Annotated in this window: 14 protein-coding genes; 6 read left to right on the top strand and 8 right to left on the bottom strand. The window is 40.6% G+C overall.

What is annotated here, in order from left to right:
* The first annotated feature begins 63 nt into the window (after positions 1 to 63).
* Positions 64 to 2,448, top strand: a complete 2,385-nt coding sequence (locus EZ444_RS08260) for a phosphocholine-specific phospholipase C (protein WP_131608250.1) — start codon at positions 64 to 66, stop codon at positions 2,446 to 2,448.
* Here the strand turns inward: EZ444_RS08260 and EZ444_RS08255 are convergent.
* From EZ444_RS08255 to EZ444_RS08230, 6 genes are all read right to left on the bottom strand, one after another.
* A complete protein-coding gene (locus EZ444_RS08255; RefSeq protein ID WP_131608249.1) occupies positions 2,429 to 2,695 on the bottom strand; it encodes an isoleucyl-tRNA synthetase in 267 nt (88 codons plus the stop codon). The two genes, EZ444_RS08260 and EZ444_RS08255, sit on opposite strands and share 20 nt — an antisense overlap.
* 62 nt (positions 2,696 to 2,757) lie before the next feature.
* The gene (locus EZ444_RS08250; protein ID WP_131608248.1) at positions 2,758 to 3,936 is read right to left on the bottom strand and encodes an NRAMP family divalent metal transporter; all 1,179 of its coding nucleotides are present in this window, start codon (positions 3,934 to 3,936) and stop codon (positions 2,758 to 2,760) included.
* A 4-nt stretch (positions 3,937 to 3,940) separates the two neighbouring features.
* Entirely contained in the window at positions 3,941 to 4,708 is a 768-nt protein-coding gene (pxpA, locus tag EZ444_RS08245) for a 5-oxoprolinase subunit PxpA (RefSeq protein WP_131608247.1), read from the bottom strand.
* Between the two features lie 5 nt (positions 4,709 to 4,713).
* Positions 4,714 to 5,670: a 5-oxoprolinase subunit C family protein gene (locus EZ444_RS08240; protein WP_131608246.1), complete on the bottom strand. Its 957-nt coding sequence runs from the start codon at positions 5,668 to 5,670 to the stop codon at positions 4,714 to 4,716.
* Entirely contained in the window at positions 5,660 to 6,367 is a 708-nt protein-coding gene (gene pxpB / locus EZ444_RS08235; RefSeq protein WP_131608245.1) for a 5-oxoprolinase subunit PxpB, read from the bottom strand. Before pxpB ends, EZ444_RS08240 begins: the two co-directional genes overlap by 11 nt.
* Positions 6,368 to 6,470: 103 nt before the next feature.
* On the bottom strand, positions 6,471 to 7,781 hold the full coding sequence (locus EZ444_RS08230) for an OmpA family protein (RefSeq protein WP_131608244.1): 1,311 nt from the start codon (positions 7,779 to 7,781) through the stop codon (positions 6,471 to 6,473).
* A gap of 200 nt (positions 7,782 to 7,981) precedes the next feature.
* Here EZ444_RS08230 and ileS point away from each other — a divergent pair, with 200 nt between their 5' ends.
* From ileS to EZ444_RS08205, 5 genes are all read left to right on the top strand, one after another.
* The gene (gene ileS / locus EZ444_RS08225) at positions 7,982 to 11,374 is read left to right on the top strand and encodes an isoleucine--tRNA ligase (RefSeq protein WP_131608243.1); all 3,393 of its coding nucleotides are present in this window, start codon (positions 7,982 to 7,984) and stop codon (positions 11,372 to 11,374) included.
* Positions 11,375 to 11,381: 7 nt separating this feature from the next.
* On the top strand, positions 11,382 to 11,762 hold the full coding sequence (locus EZ444_RS08220; protein WP_090785375.1) for a TraR/DksA family transcriptional regulator: 381 nt from the start codon (positions 11,382 to 11,384) through the stop codon (positions 11,760 to 11,762).
* A complete protein-coding gene (locus EZ444_RS08215) occupies positions 11,762 to 12,364 on the top strand; it encodes a lipoprotein signal peptidase (RefSeq protein WP_131608242.1) in 603 nt (200 codons plus the stop codon). Before EZ444_RS08220 ends, EZ444_RS08215 begins: the two co-directional genes overlap by 1 nt.
* Before the next feature lie 84 nt (positions 12,365 to 12,448).
* On the top strand, positions 12,449 to 13,162 hold the full coding sequence (locus tag EZ444_RS08210; protein WP_131608241.1) for an SIMPL domain-containing protein: 714 nt from the start codon (positions 12,449 to 12,451) through the stop codon (positions 13,160 to 13,162).
* Positions 13,163 to 13,295: 133 nt separating this feature from the next.
* On the top strand, positions 13,296 to 13,610 hold the full coding sequence (locus tag EZ444_RS08205) for a hypothetical protein (protein WP_131608240.1): 315 nt from the start codon (positions 13,296 to 13,298) through the stop codon (positions 13,608 to 13,610).
* 91 nt (positions 13,611 to 13,701) lie between these two features.
* On the opposite strand, the gene EZ444_RS08200 is transcribed toward EZ444_RS08205, so the two are convergent.
* Together EZ444_RS08200 and EZ444_RS08195 are read right to left on the bottom strand one after the other, a co-directional pair.
* Positions 13,702 to 16,881 carry an efflux RND transporter permease subunit gene (locus tag EZ444_RS08200; RefSeq protein WP_131608239.1) on the bottom strand — a complete coding sequence of 1,060 codons (3,180 nt, stop codon included), beginning with the start codon at positions 16,879 to 16,881 and terminating at the stop codon, positions 13,702 to 13,704.
* Between the two features lie 15 nt (positions 16,882 to 16,896).
* A complete protein-coding gene (locus EZ444_RS08195; protein ID WP_131608238.1) occupies positions 16,897 to 18,009 on the bottom strand; it encodes an efflux RND transporter periplasmic adaptor subunit in 1,113 nt (370 codons plus the stop codon).

Below are 18,009 nucleotides of genomic sequence, written 5' to 3'. Positions count from 1 at the left end.
TGCAGCATTTTATTATATAAAGATTATTGTTAAGTTTGGTTTAGCTAACACGATTAAAACCAAATGAACTCAAGAAGGGATTTTCTTAAAAAAGCAGCAATATTATCAGGCGCAGCGGGTTTACCCAATGTAATTCCCATGTCTATTCAAAAAGCCATGGCGATTAGCGCCGATCCGGGAAGCACTTTTCAGGATGCAGAGCATATTGTGTTCTTAATGCAGGAAAATCGCTCTTTTGATCATATGTTTGGGAAGCTTAAAGGTATACGTGGCTTTAACGATCCAAGAACTTTTACCCTTCCCGATCAAAATAAAGTGTGGCTACAAAAGGATGATACAGGTAATACCTATGCACCTTTCCATGTCGATATTAATAAAACCAAAATCACCTGGCAAGGTGGATTACCGCATTCCTGGAACGACCAATTAGCAGCACGCAATACAGGTCGTTATGATAAATGGGTCCCTGTAAAAACTGTAATGTCACTGGCCTATTATGACCGAACTGACGTGCCTTTTTATTACGCTATGGCAGACGCCTTTACCATTTGTGATCATCACTTCTGTTCGTCATTAACAGGTACAACACCTAACCGCTTATTCTTTTGGTCGGGAACCATCAGACCAGAACAAAACGGAACTGCCACCGCAGTTGTAAACAATGGACAAGCCGAATCAAGAAAAAATGTCTATGTAGACTGGCATACTTTTCCAGAACTTTTAGAAGACCATGACATCAGTTGGAAGATCTACCAAAATGAATTGTGGACTTCGGATCTGAAGGGCGAAGGTATAGACGACTGGCTAGGCAATTACGGCGATAACGCCCTTGAATATGTAAAACGTTACAACGTTAAGCTATCTGCTTATTTTAGAAAAAACGGCGACAATACGGTAAATCCACCATTAACGGCTGAACAGGTTAGAGCCAAATACGATAACCTATCTTCCAAAGAGAAGAACCTGATCGATAAAGCATTTGCAACAAACATTAATGCTCCAGAGAATTACCTGGCGCTAACTCCTTTTACTTTTAAAGATGACAATGGCCAGGAACAAACCATTGCCATCCCTAAACACGATATATTTCATCAATTCAGATCTGATGTGGATCATGGAAAGCTACCCACAGTCTCCTGGTTGGTCGCTCCCGAAAAATTCTCTGACCACACCAGCTCGCCTTTATATGGAACCTGGTATGTTTCTGAAGCAATAGATATCCTAACCAAAAACCCAGAAGTGTGGAAAAAGACCATCTTTATCCTCACTTATGATGAGAATGACGGTTATTTTGATCATGTACCCCCTTATGTGGTACCTAAACCAAATGCTGCCGATACGGGAAAAGTTTCTGCCAAGATTGATGTAGCTGTAGATTATGAATTGAAAAAAGATAGTCCAATTGGTCTGGGCTATAGAGTACCAATGCTCATTGCCTCTCCCTGGAGCAAAGGCGGATATGTAAATTCACAGGTGTTTGATCATACCTCATGCCTGATGTTTTTGGAGCAATTTTTAAGTAAAAAAACAGGAAAAACGATCAAAAGTAATAATATCAGCAGCTGGAGAAGAGCGATATGTGGCGATTTAACATCTGCTTTCAGGCCGGCTACTGGAAACCAATCAGGTGTACCGCCCCTATTAAATAAAGAAGAGGTTTTAATCAATATCACCAATGCAAGGAATAAACCGCCTCAGGTTAAACCCAATCCTTTATCACAACAAGACATAGAAAAGATCAACTCAAATCCTGCTTTCTCCCCTTTATCTTCATCCTTAATGCCACAACAGGAAAAAGGTACTAAACAGGCATGTGCACTTCCTTATGAGCTATTTGCAGCTTGCAGTCTGGATGCAAAAAAAGAAAACATAATGCTTCAGTTTGAAGCGGGGAAAGGAAATTTTGGTCAAAAAACTGTCCCTGTAGGCGCTCCATTTTTACTGCACACCTCAAATATTTATAACGGTATTGCAGGAAAAACCTGGAATTATGCGGTGCTGGCTGGCGACAAAGTCTCCGACAGTTTAAAATTATCGGCCTTTAATGACCATAATTACGACCTAAATGTTAATGGACCAAATGGCTTTTTCCGTCGCTTTAAAGGCAGTAAAAATGATCCAGCCATAAAAATCAATTGCGGGTATGAAAATGCCGGGACCTTAAGTAAAAAACCGACTGGCAACATCGAACTATTTCTGGAAAACAAAGAAAACAAAGAGGTTAAACTGGAGATTGCCGACCACGTTTACAAAAGCACCCATCCAAAGCACATTACCTTAGCACCTTTGCAGAAACTAAAGATCATAATCAATTTAAAAAACAGCAATTCATGGTACGATTTTACCGTAACAGCTGTCAAATACGAAGGCTATAGCAGACAATTTGCAGGGCATGTGGAGACCGGAGAAGTTTCTATTACCGACCCATTTATGGGCGGCTTGTTGTAACACTAGGGTCTGTATCTTCTTCATGCTTTTCAGGATCCAGCTGAACTTCTTCAGCATTTATCTTTTTAGCAAAAAAAATGGGGTATACCATCCATATTGCCCCTATTAAAAAGAGTAGACCAGAGAACTGAAGGATGTATACCGCCCAGTCTATTCTATTAGCCTCCATAATTTTATAGGCAATTAATCCTATAACACCCAAAATTATAAGGTATACAGCTTTTTGAAGTCTTAGAACTTTTATCATAATGTGAGGGTTAAGTTAACTTAAAGATAATGAACAAAAATCAAACCAAAATAAATAAAACCCTACAAGAAATATCCGATCATTACATTTACGCTCATATAGGTCATAACGAGTACGATCAGCACACCAAATACCGTTAGCACAATCGGATGTTTGTAATCGCCAACAATTCTGGTTTTATAGGAAGCAAACAAAATTGTGGCCAGTGTAACCGGTAAAATGAAGCCATTTACTACCCCCGCCATAATCAACAAGCTAACCGGCTTACCTACAAATGCGAAAATGAGGGTAGAGACCATGATAAAAATAATGATGACCCTATTTTCATTTTTAGCGATTGCCGGACTAAAGGATTTTATAAACGAGACCGAAGTATAAGCTGAACCAATTACAGAAGTGATGGCTGCCGAGAACATCACCAGTCCAAACAACCTATAACCGATGTTGCCTGCTGCCAATTGAAATATCGATCCTGTAGGATTTCCCGCATCAATAACCAAACCTTTGCTGATTATACCCAGAGAAGCTAAAAATAGAAATATCCGCACCAATGAAGCTACAGAGACACCCATCACCGCACTGGTGCTTACCAGCGGCAAAACACCTTTACCTTTTATACCTGCATCAAGCAAACGGTGTCCACCAGAAAAAGTAATGTATCCACCTACCGTACCACCCACTAGCGTAATGATGGTCATGAGATCAATTTTTGCAGGAAGAATGGTTCGTAATGCCGCCTCAGCAACAGGCGGATTAGTGGTGATCGCGATATAGATAATTACAATGATCATGATAAAGCCCATCACCTGTGCAAACCTATCCATTGCTTTTCCTGCTTCTTTAATCATAAAAATAGCAATAGCTATTGCCGCAGATATCAGAGCACCGGTTATGACCGGAATGCCAAACAGCGCATTTAGACCTAAGCCAGCCCCGGCAACATTCCCAATATTGAAGGCTAGTCCACCGAAAACGATAAGCAGGGAAATAAAGCTGCCTAAGCCCGGCAGCAACAAGTTTGCGATATCCTGAGCACGCTTTTCTGAAACAGCAATAACCCTCCAGATATTCAGCTGCACACCTATATCAATTAGTATAGAAGTAAGAATCACGAAACCAAAGCTGGCGCCCAGCGTTTGAGTAAATACAGTAGTTTGCGTTAAAAAACCTGGCCCAATGGCCGATGTAGCCATCAAAAAGGCTGCACCTGTTAAAACACTCCAGTCAATCTTTCCATTCATAGGACTATGGCGCTTGTAAAGCTATATTTTTCTCTTTAAACAATGTGTGGATTTTCGCTGCAAATGTAACCGCATGTGCGCCATCCCCATGCAAGCATATCGTGTCTGCCTGTATGGATATATTTCTACCACTAACCGCCGTCACTGCCCCCTCCCTTACCATTCGTAGAGACTGTGCGACTGCCCTGCCCTCATCGGTAATCAGCGCGTCAGCAGATCTTCTTGATGTTAAGGTGCCATTATCCTGATAAGTCCTATCAGCAAATACTTCATTGACCACCCCCAAACCAATATGACTCCCGGCCTTTATGAGCTCACTACCCGACAAACCATACAAAACTAGCTGGGGATTTATTTTATAAACAGCCTCTACAATAGCTTCTGCGAGATTTTTATTGGTCGCTGCCATATTATAAAGCGCCCCATGGGGCTTTACATGGTGCAGCACCCCGCCTTCTGATTGAACAAAACCATTTAATGCCCCTATTTGATACATTACCATATCATAAGCTTCTTCGGCGCTAACGGACATTTCCCTCCGGCCAAAACCTTGCAAATCTGGCAAGCCTGGGTGCGCACCTATTGCTACATTGTGTTTCAAAGCCAGTCTTACCGTCTTTTTCATTACAGCAGGATCACCTGCATGAAAACCACAAGCAATATTTGCAGATGTGATATAAGGAAAAATAGCCTCATCATTACCAATCTGATAGGCACCATAGCTTTCACCCATATCACAGTTTAGATCTACTGTATACCAGCCGCTATCCATAAGCTTTATATCTGTTTTAGTGTTATCGTTTGTTTTAATTGTTTAAGCTGCATTTCTGTATGGAGCATAGCCTGGCGGGCTTCTGCTAAAGTAACTAATTTAAAGCGGATTTGTTGTCCGCTTCTCATTTGCGCAAGCTTGGTCAAGTCGGCCGTAATGACCTGTAATATCCGGGGATAGCCTCCCGTCGTTTGGTGATCGGCCATCAACAAGATCGCTGCACCATTAGAGGTAACCTGTATGGTTCCAAATGTAACTGCAGAAGAAAGCATCTCTTTAGGCTCAGTCAACAGTAAAGCTGCCCCCTCCAGTCTATAGCCCATCCGGTCGGCCTCCTTAGTAATCATATAATATTCATTGAACAAGGCGGCTATACTTTGCCCGGTAAACAATTCATATTCCGGACCTTTCATCACTCTGATTTCATTGTCGTTAAACTCAGGGTAAAGTTGCAAACCTACTGACCAGTTAAAAACGCCCCCCTTAGGTTCATATGCTTTTTTAAATGACAATTCATCTTCATTTTTCAGTGCGCGCCCCTTGTAACCGCCAAAACCTGCTTTCAAATAAGTGGAATAACTTCCTAAGACCTTTGGTAAATCAAAACCACCAGAAACAGTCAGGTAACTACGACAACCAGCTACTGCCGACCCAAAACTCAATACAGAACCTCCTGGTATAAAAACCGGACGCCACATTTTTACAGGTTTATCATCCACCATGGGGCTTAGGTTACCACCTGTAATGGCCACCAACTGATCTGTTTCAAAAAGCAATTTTGGTCCAAGTAATGTACACTCCAGACCGGCTTCAGCAGCATCATTTCCAAGCAATAAATTGCCAATTTCAAGTGCCAGCGTGTCCATAGCCCCACTTACAATGATACCGTCTTTCCGGTATCCTTTTCGGCCCAGATCCTGCACCGTCGTGAGTAACCCTCCTTTTATAACTTTAATCCCCATCCGATTGCCTTTTAATTTTTTCAAACTCAGCCGCACTAATGGCTACAAAACGCAATTTGTTTCCAGCCTTTAACAAGGCGGGAGGTTGTCGTTCTACATCAAACAGTTTTAAAGGAGTCTGCCCAATAATCTGCCATCCCCCGGGCGTCTCTATCGGATAAATTCCGGTTTGCGCACCGGCGATACCGACAGCACCCGCAGCAATTTTGCCTCGTGGCGTTTCCTTTCTTGGGACAGCAATTTTTTCATTCAAACCACCCAGATAAGGGAATCCGGGGGCAAAACCGATCATATATACCAGGTATTCACCAGCAGTATGTAAAGCGATCACTTCAGCTTCGGAAATTCCCGCATGATTAGCTACATAGGACAGATCCGGACCTTGTGTCCCACCATATAAAACAGGAATTTCTACTATTGGAGCTTCCTCTTCTTCAATCCCCTCCATAATTTCCTGCAACATCTCCTCTAAGAGGGATTGCACACCCCCATAATCCGTAACCAAGGCATCATAAAATATAGTTATCGATGTAAATGCAGGCACATATTCAATAAGCCCTTCGAAAGAGTAATCTTCCAGAAAGCTACAGATGGATGAGATGTGGTGTTGAATACTTTCAGAAATTTCATTGCCCAATTGTATCACAATGGCATTATCTCCCAGAGGATAGTACTGGATGGGTTCAACAGTTTTCATTCGATTATTTGGTTTGACACATTGTAAAGATATACAATAACCCTACACGAAAAGGACCACATCGTGATTAATGATGCAGTCCTTTTTTTTATAATATTAAACATTATTTTTCCATTACACGTATATCGATTCGACGATTTTGTGCCCTACCTTCGGGTGTCTCATTACTTGCAATTGGATGCTCCGCACCATAGCCTTCCGCATCTAAACGCTTCGCATCTACCCCCATTTTCACCAACTCGTTCTTTGCAACATTAGCTCTTTCATTAGATATCTTTTTGTTTACTGCAGCATCACCTGTATTATCCGTATAGCCTCCTATTTTTAGCTTTACATTTGGATAAGCAACTAAAATAGCATCTATATTAGCTATCTGCCCCTGTGATTCTGCTTTTAACACACTTTTCCCAGGTTCAAAATATAACCTATCAAAAGTAAACCAGGTGGTTTTATCAACAGGTTTATCCTTGTCCTCAATAAACATAATCAGTTTGTTTTCCACCGAATTTTCGGCGACTTTAATTTCTTTACCATCAGGTAGTTTTTTAACAATCACAACACCTAAATCACGTACAAAATCTCCAGCTTCATTTAATTTACCTACAATAGCAACTTGAGCGGCCTCCGCTTCCGTTTTCATGACATCTGTTGCTGAATCCATGGTGCTACCTAAAGAGTCAATATTAGAACCAACAGTATTTTCTACTTTCGGACCGTTACATCCCATTTTACCCATTAACCACCAACCTCCGAGCAGGATGATCAGCAGTGGTATCAACCATTTAAAGATGCTCCCAGACTTGGGCTCCTGAACAACGCCATAATTTACAGGCGGCACTTTCGGTAAGTCCACGTTTGGCACCTCAACCTTAGGTATATTTACACTTGGCATTTTAACATTCGCAAGTCCCAAAGAGTCACTTAAGCCTTGTGGCAGGGCTGCAGCGATATCGGCTTTGCTTTCAAAAATTTTGCCTACCAAATCAGAAATTCCCCATCCTTTACTCGCCATTAATTTTGAAATATAACCGGTAATTAATGGAACAATCATCGCTAATAACCCTGCAGATTTAGTACCACTTAATCCTGTTGATGAGGCAACAGCACCACTAACCGCTTCAGAATCATTACCAAATAAACCGCCCAATAATGACTTTCCTTTCTCTAATAAATCTCCTTGATCACCGTTTAGCACTTCTTCGGGCTTACTGCCCAAACTACTTGCTCCAGATAACATTTTGCCCAGAAAGCCCGAATCTCCGCCGACCCCATTCTTTAGAATACCAGCTAAAACCGCAGGGATACCAGCAGAAATACCAGTCTTTACCTGGTCTTCGCTTACACCTGCTTTCTGGCTTAAAGATGAAATGACATCACTGCCCATTTCATTCTTTATCATTTCAATTAAATTCATGTTTATAGTTTTAGGTTAGAAATCTCAAACAAAAGCCAATTATAAAGGACATAACAACCACGGCAACAAAAAGTTTACGGAGTATCCAAACTACTATAGGCCTGATAATTAAACATAAGCTGGAGCACATTTAAAAACACTTCAATCTTTCATTCTAAAACCTTAACTTTGCATCCTTAATTTTTGGAGATACTTGATTGATGTATAGGGAATTTAAACAACTAGAATTAGCTAAAATAGGTAAAGAGATACTTGATTTTTGGAAGGAAGAAAACATCTTTGAAAAAAGCATTTCAAGCCGTCCTGAATCAAACCCTTTTACTTTTTATGAAGGCCCACCTTCGGCAAACGGAATGCCGGGTATTCACCATGTGATGGCAAGGGCTATTAAAGATATTTTTTGCAGATACAAAACCCTTAAAGGTTACCAGGTAAAACGTAAAGCAGGCTGGGATACGCATGGCTTGCCAGTAGAACTTGGAACGGAGAAAGAACTGGGAATCACCAAAGAAGACATTGGCAAAACCATCTCTATTGAAGAATACAACGAAGCCTGCAAAAGAACGGTAATGCGTTATACTGATGTATGGAATGATCTGACTGAGAAAATGGGCTATTGGGTTGATATGGGAGATCCATATGTAACTTACAAGCCAAAATACATGGAGTCGGTTTGGTGGTTATTAAAGCAAATTTATGACAAAGGCCTCCTTTACAAAGGCTATACCATACAACCTTATTCTCCAAAAGCGGGAACAGGATTAAGTTCACACGAAGTAAATCAACCAGGTGCTTACCGCGATGTGACAGATACCACGATTGTTGCCCAATTTAAAGCACTAGCCGAAACATTGCCTGCATTTTTACAGGGATTCGGCGACATACACCTGATGGCATGGACTACTACGCCATGGACTTTACCATCAAATACAGCACTAACTGTTGGTCCGAAAATCGACTATGTTTTAGTAAAAACTTTTAACCAATATACTTTCCTTCCAGTAAACGTGATTTTAGCGAAAAACCTGGTTGGAAAACAATTCAACAAAGGATATTTTGAAAGCACTGATGTAGCAGATTTTGAAAACTTCGCTGCCGGTGATAAAAAGATTCCTTACCAGATATTAGCAGAATGCAAGGGCACAGACCTTGTTGGTATTAAATACGAACAACTTTTAGCCTATACTCTACCTTACCAAAATCCTGAAAATGCTTTCAGAGTAATTTCAGGAGACTTTGTTACCACTGAAGATGGTACAGGTATCGTTCACACGGCCCCAACTTTTGGTGCTGATGATGCCAGAGTTGCAAAAGAAGCAAGTCCTGAGGTTCCTCCAATGTTGGTACTGGATGAAAACGGAATTGCCGTACCTCTGGTAGATTTGCAAGGTAAATTCACTTCACATATGGGCGACTTAGCCGGAAAATATGTAAAAAACGAATATTACAACGAAGATGAAGTTCCTGAGAAATCTGTCGACGTTGAAATCGCCATCCGCTTAAAAGAAGAAAATAAAGCTTTCAAAGTAGAGAAATATGTGCACAGTTACCCACACAGTTGGAGAACTGATGAGCCGCTGTTATACTATCCACTAGATTCTTGGTTCATTAAAGTTACGGACGTAAAAGACCGTATGTTCGACCTGAACGAGACCATTAACTGGAAACCAAAATCTACAGGAGAAGGTCGTTTTGGAAACTGGTTAAAAAATGCCAACGACTGGAACCTTTCCCGCTCAAGATATTGGGGAATTCCATTGCCGATATGGAGAACTGAAGACAAAAAAGAAGAAATGATCATCGGTTCTGTTGAAGAACTATATCAGGCCATCGAAAAATCAATTGAAGCCGGCTTCCAGAAAGAAAATCCATTTAAAGGATTTGAAATTGGAAACATGTCAGAAGAAAATTATGACCTGATTGATCTGCATAAAAACGTTGTAGATGGAATCACCTTAGTTTCTCCATCAGGAAAACCAATGGTTCGCGAAACTGACCTGATTGATGTATGGTTCGACTCAGGCGCAATGCCATATGCACAACTGCATTATCCTTTTGAAAACAAAGACAGAATTGACGGAAATAAGGATTTCCCCGCAGACTTTATTGCTGAAGGCGTTGACCAGACCCGTGGATGGTTCTATACCCTACATGCCATAGGCACACTTGTTTTTGATAAAGTAGCTTATAAAAACGTTGTTTCGAATGGTCTTGTGCTCGATAAAAACGGACAAAAGATGTCTAAGCGCTTAGGCAATGCTGCTGATCCATTTAAAACACTAGGAGAATATGGACCGGATGCAACGCGCTGGTACATGATATCGAATGCAAACCCATGGGATAATCTGAAATTTGATATTGAAGGAATTGCTGAGATCCGTCGTAAGTTCTTTGGCACACTTTACAACACCTATGCTTTCTTTGCCCTTTACGCAAACATAGATAAGTTCGTAATTGATGAGCAAAACCTTACGCCTGTTGCTGAGCGCAGCGAATTAGATCGTTGGATTTTATCTCTACTACAGACCTTAAATACTGAAGTTGATGAGAGTTACAATACTTACGAACCAACTAAAGCTGCAAGAGCAATCCAAACGTTTGTTGACGAACATTTAAGTAACTGGTATATCCGTCTATCTCGTCGCCGTTTCTGGAAAGGTGAAATGACAGCCGATAAAAAAGCAGCTTACGAAACATTATACACTTGTTTAATGAGTGTAGCACAAATGATGTCGCCAATAGCGCCTTTCTTTGCAGATTGGTTATTCCAAAATCTGGCTGTAGCAGATGATAATAATACTGCCGAATCTATCCACCTTACACACTGGAAAGTAGCTGATGCATCGTTAACTGATACAGAATTGAATGAGAGAATGCACCTTGCACAGGACATTTCATCCATGGTTTTATCCTTACGTAAAAAGACAAGCATCAATGTTCGTCAGCCTTTAGCTAAAATTTTAATTCCAGTACTGGATAATAAATTTGCAGAAAGAGTAGAGCTGGTAAAAGAACTAATCTTATCAGAGACCAACATTAAAGCAATTGAGTACATCACTGATACAGCGGGATTTATCAAGAAAAAAATCAAACCAAATTTCAAAACCTTAGGTCCTAAAGTAGGAAAAGACATGAAATTGGTTGCAGAAGCGGTAAACAACATGACGCCAGAAGAACTAGCAAATTTTGAAAATATTGGAAAATTTGAGGTTAACGGCACGGATTATGTAATTGAGCTGAGCGATGTGGAAATTATGGCTGAGGACATTCCCGGATGGCAGGTAACCAGTATGGGGAACTTAACAGTGGCGCTTGATGTATCGATCACCGAAGAGCTTAAACAAGAAGGCTTATCACGTGAATTGATCAACAGGATCCAGAACTTAAGGAAAGAGCTTAATTTTGAAGTGACAGACAGAATAACGGTGGCTTTACAAAACCATAACCTGATCAGTCAAGCAGTGGCACAAAATAAAACATACATTTGCTCGGAAATTCTGGCAGATAACATTAACTTAACCGAAACTTTAGACAACGGATACACAATAGTAATCGACGATGTTGAACTACATATTTTGATTACAAAACAATAATTTTATTATGGAAAAAGAAAAAACAAGGTATTCAGACAATGAACTACAAGAATTTAAAGAACTAATTCTTGAAAAATTGAGAATGGCTAGACAAGAGTTTCTTGATCTGACCAATTCATTGAGCAGCCCTAACTCTAATGGAACTGAAGATACTTCTGGAACCTATAAAACATTAGAAGATGGTTCTGCAACATTAGAAAAAGAGCAATTGAACCAACTGGCAGCACGTCAGAAAAAGTTCATAGAGAATTTAGAAGCCGCATTGGTACGCATTGAGAACAAAACTTATGGCATTTGCAGAGAAACAGGCAAACTGATCCAAAAAGAGCGTTTACGTGCAGTTCCTCATGCTACTTTAAGTATGGAAGCTAAATTGAAGCAGTCGTAATGAAAGGCTTTACAAAACCTTTATTAGTTATATTCTTTGTTTTACTTGCTGATCAGCTTTTAAAAACCTGGATAAAAACCAATATGTACCTTGGTCAAGAATTCAAGATCATTGGCAATTGGTTTATTATCCATTTTACCGAGAACAATGGAATGGCCTTCGGGTTAGAGTTTGGTGGCGAATTTGGCAAACTGGCTTTATCTTTATTCAGAATTGCTGCTGTTGCCGGAATTGGCTATGGCTTATGCTACCTGATTAAGAGAAAGTATCACAGAGGTCTGATTTTGAATGTTGCTTTGATCTTTGCAGGTGCATTGGGAAATATTATCGACTCCGTACTTTATGGTAAAATATATGGTTATGCAACCTTGTTCCATGGTCGTGTAGTAGACATGTTCTACTTCCCATTGGTACAAGGTGTGTTCCCTAAATGGGTGCCGATATGGGGTGGTGAAGATTTTATCTTCTTCAGACCGGTGTTTAACATCGCTGATGCGGCAATATCTGTTGGCGTAATCCTGATCCTTGTTTTTCAAAAATCATACTTCAAAGAAGAAGTTGTTGAAGAAATAAGCCCTAATAATGAGATGGTTGAAGATTAATTGACCCCATTTTGAAATATTGATATGGAATTGATCTAAAAGTTTCATCTATATATCAAATACACAAATGAAAAACACCATATTATGAAAAAATTATTAAGCCTTGCCATCGTTGCCTTATTTAGTGTTAGCGCTATGGCTCAACAAGTAGATTTACGGAAGAAAATCAATGTTAGCGGATCTGCCGAAACTGAAGTTACACCTGATATCATTTATATCAGCATCTCTTTAAAGGAATACCTAAAAGATGGCAACAGCAAGAAAAAAGTAGAAATTACAACCTTAGAGAACGAACTGTTTAAAGCAGTACAAAATGCAGGAATTGCAAAGGAGAATTTAACAATCACTAATTTATCCAGCTATACTGCAGTAGTTCAGAAAAAGAAAAATCCGGATTACCTGGCAAGCAAACAATATCGCTTAAAAGTAACCGATTTAAATAAATGGAATGCTATAATTGATGAGCTAGATCCAAAAGGTATTGCTTATACCAATATTGATAGCTACGATTATTCGAAAATTGAAAGCTTAAAAAAAGAGCTAAAAATTAAAGCACTTTTAGCAGCAAAAGAAAAAGCAACCTACCTGGTTCAAGCCCTTGGTGATAAGCTAGGTAGTGCAATAGATATTCAGGAAATAAACAACGAATCTTTTCCTCAGCCAATGTATCGTGCTAATGTAATGATGATGAAAGCAGAGAGTGCGGATATGGCAGGTGCACCACCAGCTGAGATTGATTTTAAAAAGATAAAATTAAGCTACCAGATGAATGTAGTATTTGAGATCAAAGGATTCTAATTCTGAATTTGAGATCAAATAATTTTTAATCTGACCAGAACACTATACAGTTTTCTTTAAAACAATGTAAAAAACCTACCAAATCATTTTGGTAGGTTTTTTGTTTTATAACTAACTACAAAAACAGAACATTATGAAGAAGTTAATTTACTCGTTAATCTTAATATTTACACTTGGAATAAGTGCAAATACAGTTAGTGCAGCTGAAAACAATAAGGCAAAGACTGAAATGACTGCAGAACAGAAGGTTCAGGTTGAACGGATTACTAACCGTGTGCAAGAGATCAGAAATATGGATAAATCTGATTTATCCAGAGCAGAGAAAAAAGAGCTTCGTAAAGAGTTGAGAGAATTAAAATCACAAGCTCGTGCATTAGGTGCAGGCGGCGTTTACCTTTCAGTAGGTGCAATCATTATCATTATTTTATTATTAATCCTTATTTTATAATTATTATTAACTAACCCTAACATTTACCTGTTAAAAACAAAAGCTTCCCTTAGGAGAAGCTTTTTATGTTTGTATCTGTTTACATTCAGCATTAATCCTCATCTGCATGCAGTGTGTTTTTATGATCCTCTGGCTTATAGGAAGCTTGTAATTCCGCCAGTTTCTTTTTGCCGTATGCAAATCTGGTAATCAAGACAAACAATACAGGAACGATGAATATCGCAAGTAAGGTTGCCGACAGCATCCCTGCCGCTACAGTCCAGCCAATAGTCTGACGGGAAACTGCACCAGCACCAGCAGACAGAATCAGCGGGATAACACCCAGTATAAAGGCTAATGAAGTCATGATGATTGGTCTAAGCCTTAACCTAACAGCTTCTATCGTAGCCGCAATAAGCTCCATTCCCCAGTCTACCCTTTCCTTCGCAAATTCGACAATCAGAATCGCATTCTTTGCAGATAAACCAATCAGGGTAATCAATCCCACCTGAGCATAAATGTTATTGTCTAGTTTTGGCAGGAAGCTTAAAGCCAGGATAGCTCCAAATAAACCTAGCGGTACCGAAAGTAATATCGAAAAAGGAACCGACCAGCTCTCATACAAGGCCGCAAGTAATAGAAAAACAAAGATGATAACCAAAGAGAAAATCATTGTAGTACTATTTCCAGCTTCCGTTTCTTCCAAACTCAAACCAGAAAAGTCATAAGCATAATTGGCAGGTAAAGTTTGGGCAGCCACTTCCTGTAACGCTTTGAGTGCATCACCCGAGCTACTCCCCGGCTTCGCTGCTCCCCCGACCTCTATAGAGCGGAAAAGGTTATAGTGACTAATGATAGATGCATTCTCTATCACCTTATAAGAAACCAATGAACTTAGTGGGACAGAAACACCCTGCGCATTCATTACCCGAAGATGTTTCAGGTTTTCAATATTTGTCCTATAATTGGTATCAGCCTGACTAACCACCCGGAAGTTCCTTCCATATTTAGTAAAATCATTGATGTAGCTACTGCCCAGATAAGTCGAAATCGTACTATATATTGCACCAATAGAAACACCCATTTTCTTCGCCTGTTCCCGATCCACCTGCACCTTATAGTTTGGTGTTCTGGAATTAAACAAGGTATAAGCCATGCCTATTTCGGGTCGTTGATTTGCCGCAGCGAGGAACTTCCCAACATTGGCTTCAAACATCTTAATGTCTCCACTCTGTTTCTCTTGAATCTGCAAACTAAAACCACCGCTAATTCCCAATCCCGGGATTGCCGGTGGCGAAACCACCAGAACGCTACCGTCCTTATCACCGGCAAACGATTTACTTACACCTGCCATGATTGTAGTCACATTCCTTTTACGCTGATCCCAATTTTTAAGCTGAACAAAGAAAGTAGCTGCATTTGATTTAAAGGACCTGTTCAAGATATTGATGCCACTTAAGGAGGTAATATTGTGTACTTCAGGGTAATTGTTGCGGATACTGTCTGTAATTCGTTTAATAAACGCATCTGTACGAACCATAGCGGAACCTTCAGGTAAAGTTGCACCAACTAAAAAGATCCCGGCATCCTCATTAGGGATAAAACCAGTTGGTTTTTTTACAAACATACCGCCAGTTCCCAGATAAATACAAAGCAGGATTATCATCACTAGTGGAATAGATTTTAAGGCCTTTTTAACCCCCATAGAGTAATTATGTGTAACCTTGGCAAACCACCTATTAAACTTAAAAAAGAACTTGTTCAACCCTTTAGAGTCTTTATTTAAATTCATTGGGGTTAACAAGATCGAACACAAGGCCGGGGTGAGAGAAAGCGCTATAAAAGCGGAAATTAATACCGAAACAGCAATGGTAATGGCAAATTGCTGATACAGCTGTCCAACCATTCCCGGAATAAATCCAACCGGAATAAATACCGCAGCTAAAATCAAGGCAATGGCAATTACCGGTGCCGTAATGTCATTCATCGCTCTCCTGGTCGCTTCCGGAGCCGATAAGCCATCATGATCCATATAATGCTGCACCGCCTCTACCACCACAATAGCATCATCCACCACAATACCAATCGCGAGCACAAAACCAAACATGGTCAATACGTTGATCGAGAAGCCGAAAAACGTGAAAAAGATAAAAGTACCTATGATGGAAACCGGAATGGCCAATACCGGAATCAATGTAGCCCGCCAGCTTTGGAGGAAGAAAAACACCACCAGTGTAACCAGAACCAATGCTTCAATCAACGTATGAACCACACCTTCAATTGACAATTTCACCACTGTAACCGTTTCATAAGGAACGGTATAATCCAGATCTTTTGGAAAAGACTTCTTTAATTGATCTAACGCTTTTTGAATACCATCAGCAGTTTGTACAGCATTCCCACCCGGAGTCTGATTAATCATCATCAGGGAAGCCACTTTTCCATTCACTTTAGAGTTAATAGCATAACTAAAGGCTCCCAATTCTATTCTTGCCACATCTTTTAGGAAAACTACAGAACCGTCCTGCCCGGTTTTGATCACAATGTTTTTAAACTGCTCTTCTGTATTCAAATCGCCGTCAAGGAGCACAGAAAATTCAAATGTCTGATTGTTTCGTTGTGGAGGAGCGCCTACACTTCCCCCAGGAACCCGAACATTTTGCTCCTGGACAGCTGCCGATACATTAGCTGGCGTAAGGCCATAATTGGCCAGTTTATTGGCATCAAGCCAAATCCGCATACTAAAAGGCTGACCAAAGGCTTGAACATCACCAACCCCCTGAACACGTAACAAAGCATCTTTTACATACAAGTTGATGTAATTTGAGATAAATTTATCATCGTAAGTCCCATTCGGCGAAAACAAACCTACCACCATCAAAATATCATTGTTCGCTTTCTTAGTGGTAACCCCCAAACGGGTAACGGCCTCTGGCAAGGATGGTTCGGCAATGCCTACCCTATTCTGCACATCTAATGCAGCGATGTCAATATTGGTCCCCACCTCAAACGTAACAGTTATCGAGGACCGCCCATCAGAGGTACTATTGGAAGATAGATACTTCATTCCAGGGGTACCGTTGATCTGACTCTCTATAGGGGTGGTCACGGTCTGCTCCACCGTTTGCGCATCAGCCCCAGTATAGGCTCCAGAAACGGTCACCGTGGGCGGCGCAATACTAGGATACTGACTGATTGGTAAGGTTGTGATGACAATAACGCCAATAACAACAATGATTATGGATATAACGATGGCCGTGACCGGGCGTCTGATAAATACTTCTGAGATCATAAGCTTAAAATTCTTTTAAAATTTTACCACGGCACCAGGCCTTACATTTTGGGATCCTTCATCGACAATCACCTCTCCAACCTTCAAACCTTCTTTCACGACTACACTTTTATCGAATTGCTTCCCTAGCTGAATGATGCGTTGTTCTGCCTTATTGCTATCAGCCACCACATAAACATTATATGCACCCAACTGCTCTATTACTGCTTTATAAGGAATCACCACTTCGTTTTCTGTAGATTTGTTTAATACTTTAAGATTCACCGTCATCCCCGCAATCAGCTTTCCAGCTTCATTCGGATAGCTTACCCTAACCTTTATCGTTCCTGTTGCAGGATCCACTGCACGGTCTATCGTTATAATCCTACCTTGACGCGTATATAAGCTGCCGTCCTGGAGTTGTATCGTTAAGAGCGAATCTTTTATCGCCCCTGGGTTGTCTTTCATTTTCTGGAAATGAGGAATATCCCCCTGATTTACGGAGATGTCTACTGCAATCGGATTTCCCTTAGAAACCGTATTTAAAAGCGTGGTAGAAGGCGCAACCAAGGCTCCCACTTTCACCTGCGAGATTCCTATTGTGCCAGTTAGCGGAGCTACGATTACCGCATTCTGAAGGTCGTTATTTGCCGCAGAGAGCGTAGCTTTTGCCGACGCCACCTGCGATTCCGCATTGGCGAGATCGGTTAAGGCGTAATCCACACGTTGCTTTGCGATCGCATCCTGAGCAGCCAGATTTTTATAACGCTCGGCATCCTTTTTAGCCTTATCACGATTGGCCTGTGCCATATTTACATTTGCTTTCGCAGAATTGTATGCAGCCAGATATTTTGTCCGGTCAATTTCGTAAAGCTTCTGCCCCTTGCTCACTCTTTGTCCATCGCGCACATAGATAGCAGTAATAAAACCACCAACCTGAGCTCGAATTTCCACTTCATCCAGCGCCACAACTACCCCTGGGTAAGTATCCACCGTTGTAACCGGTTCAGAAACCACCTTATAAACAGATACCGGCGTTGCCGGAGGAGGCCCAGCCTGCTGCTGTGCAGCCTTATCTCCACCGCATGACGCTAAAGAAATGGACCCCAAAATAACAATGCCTAGTTTTACGTGATTAATCGTCTTCAT

It is taken from the genome of Pedobacter hiemivivus, from assembly GCF_004331685.1.
Lineage (GTDB): Bacteria > Bacteroidota > Bacteroidia > Sphingobacteriales > Sphingobacteriaceae > Pedobacter > Pedobacter hiemivivus.
This window is presented reverse-complemented; position numbering and strand designations above follow the sequence as displayed.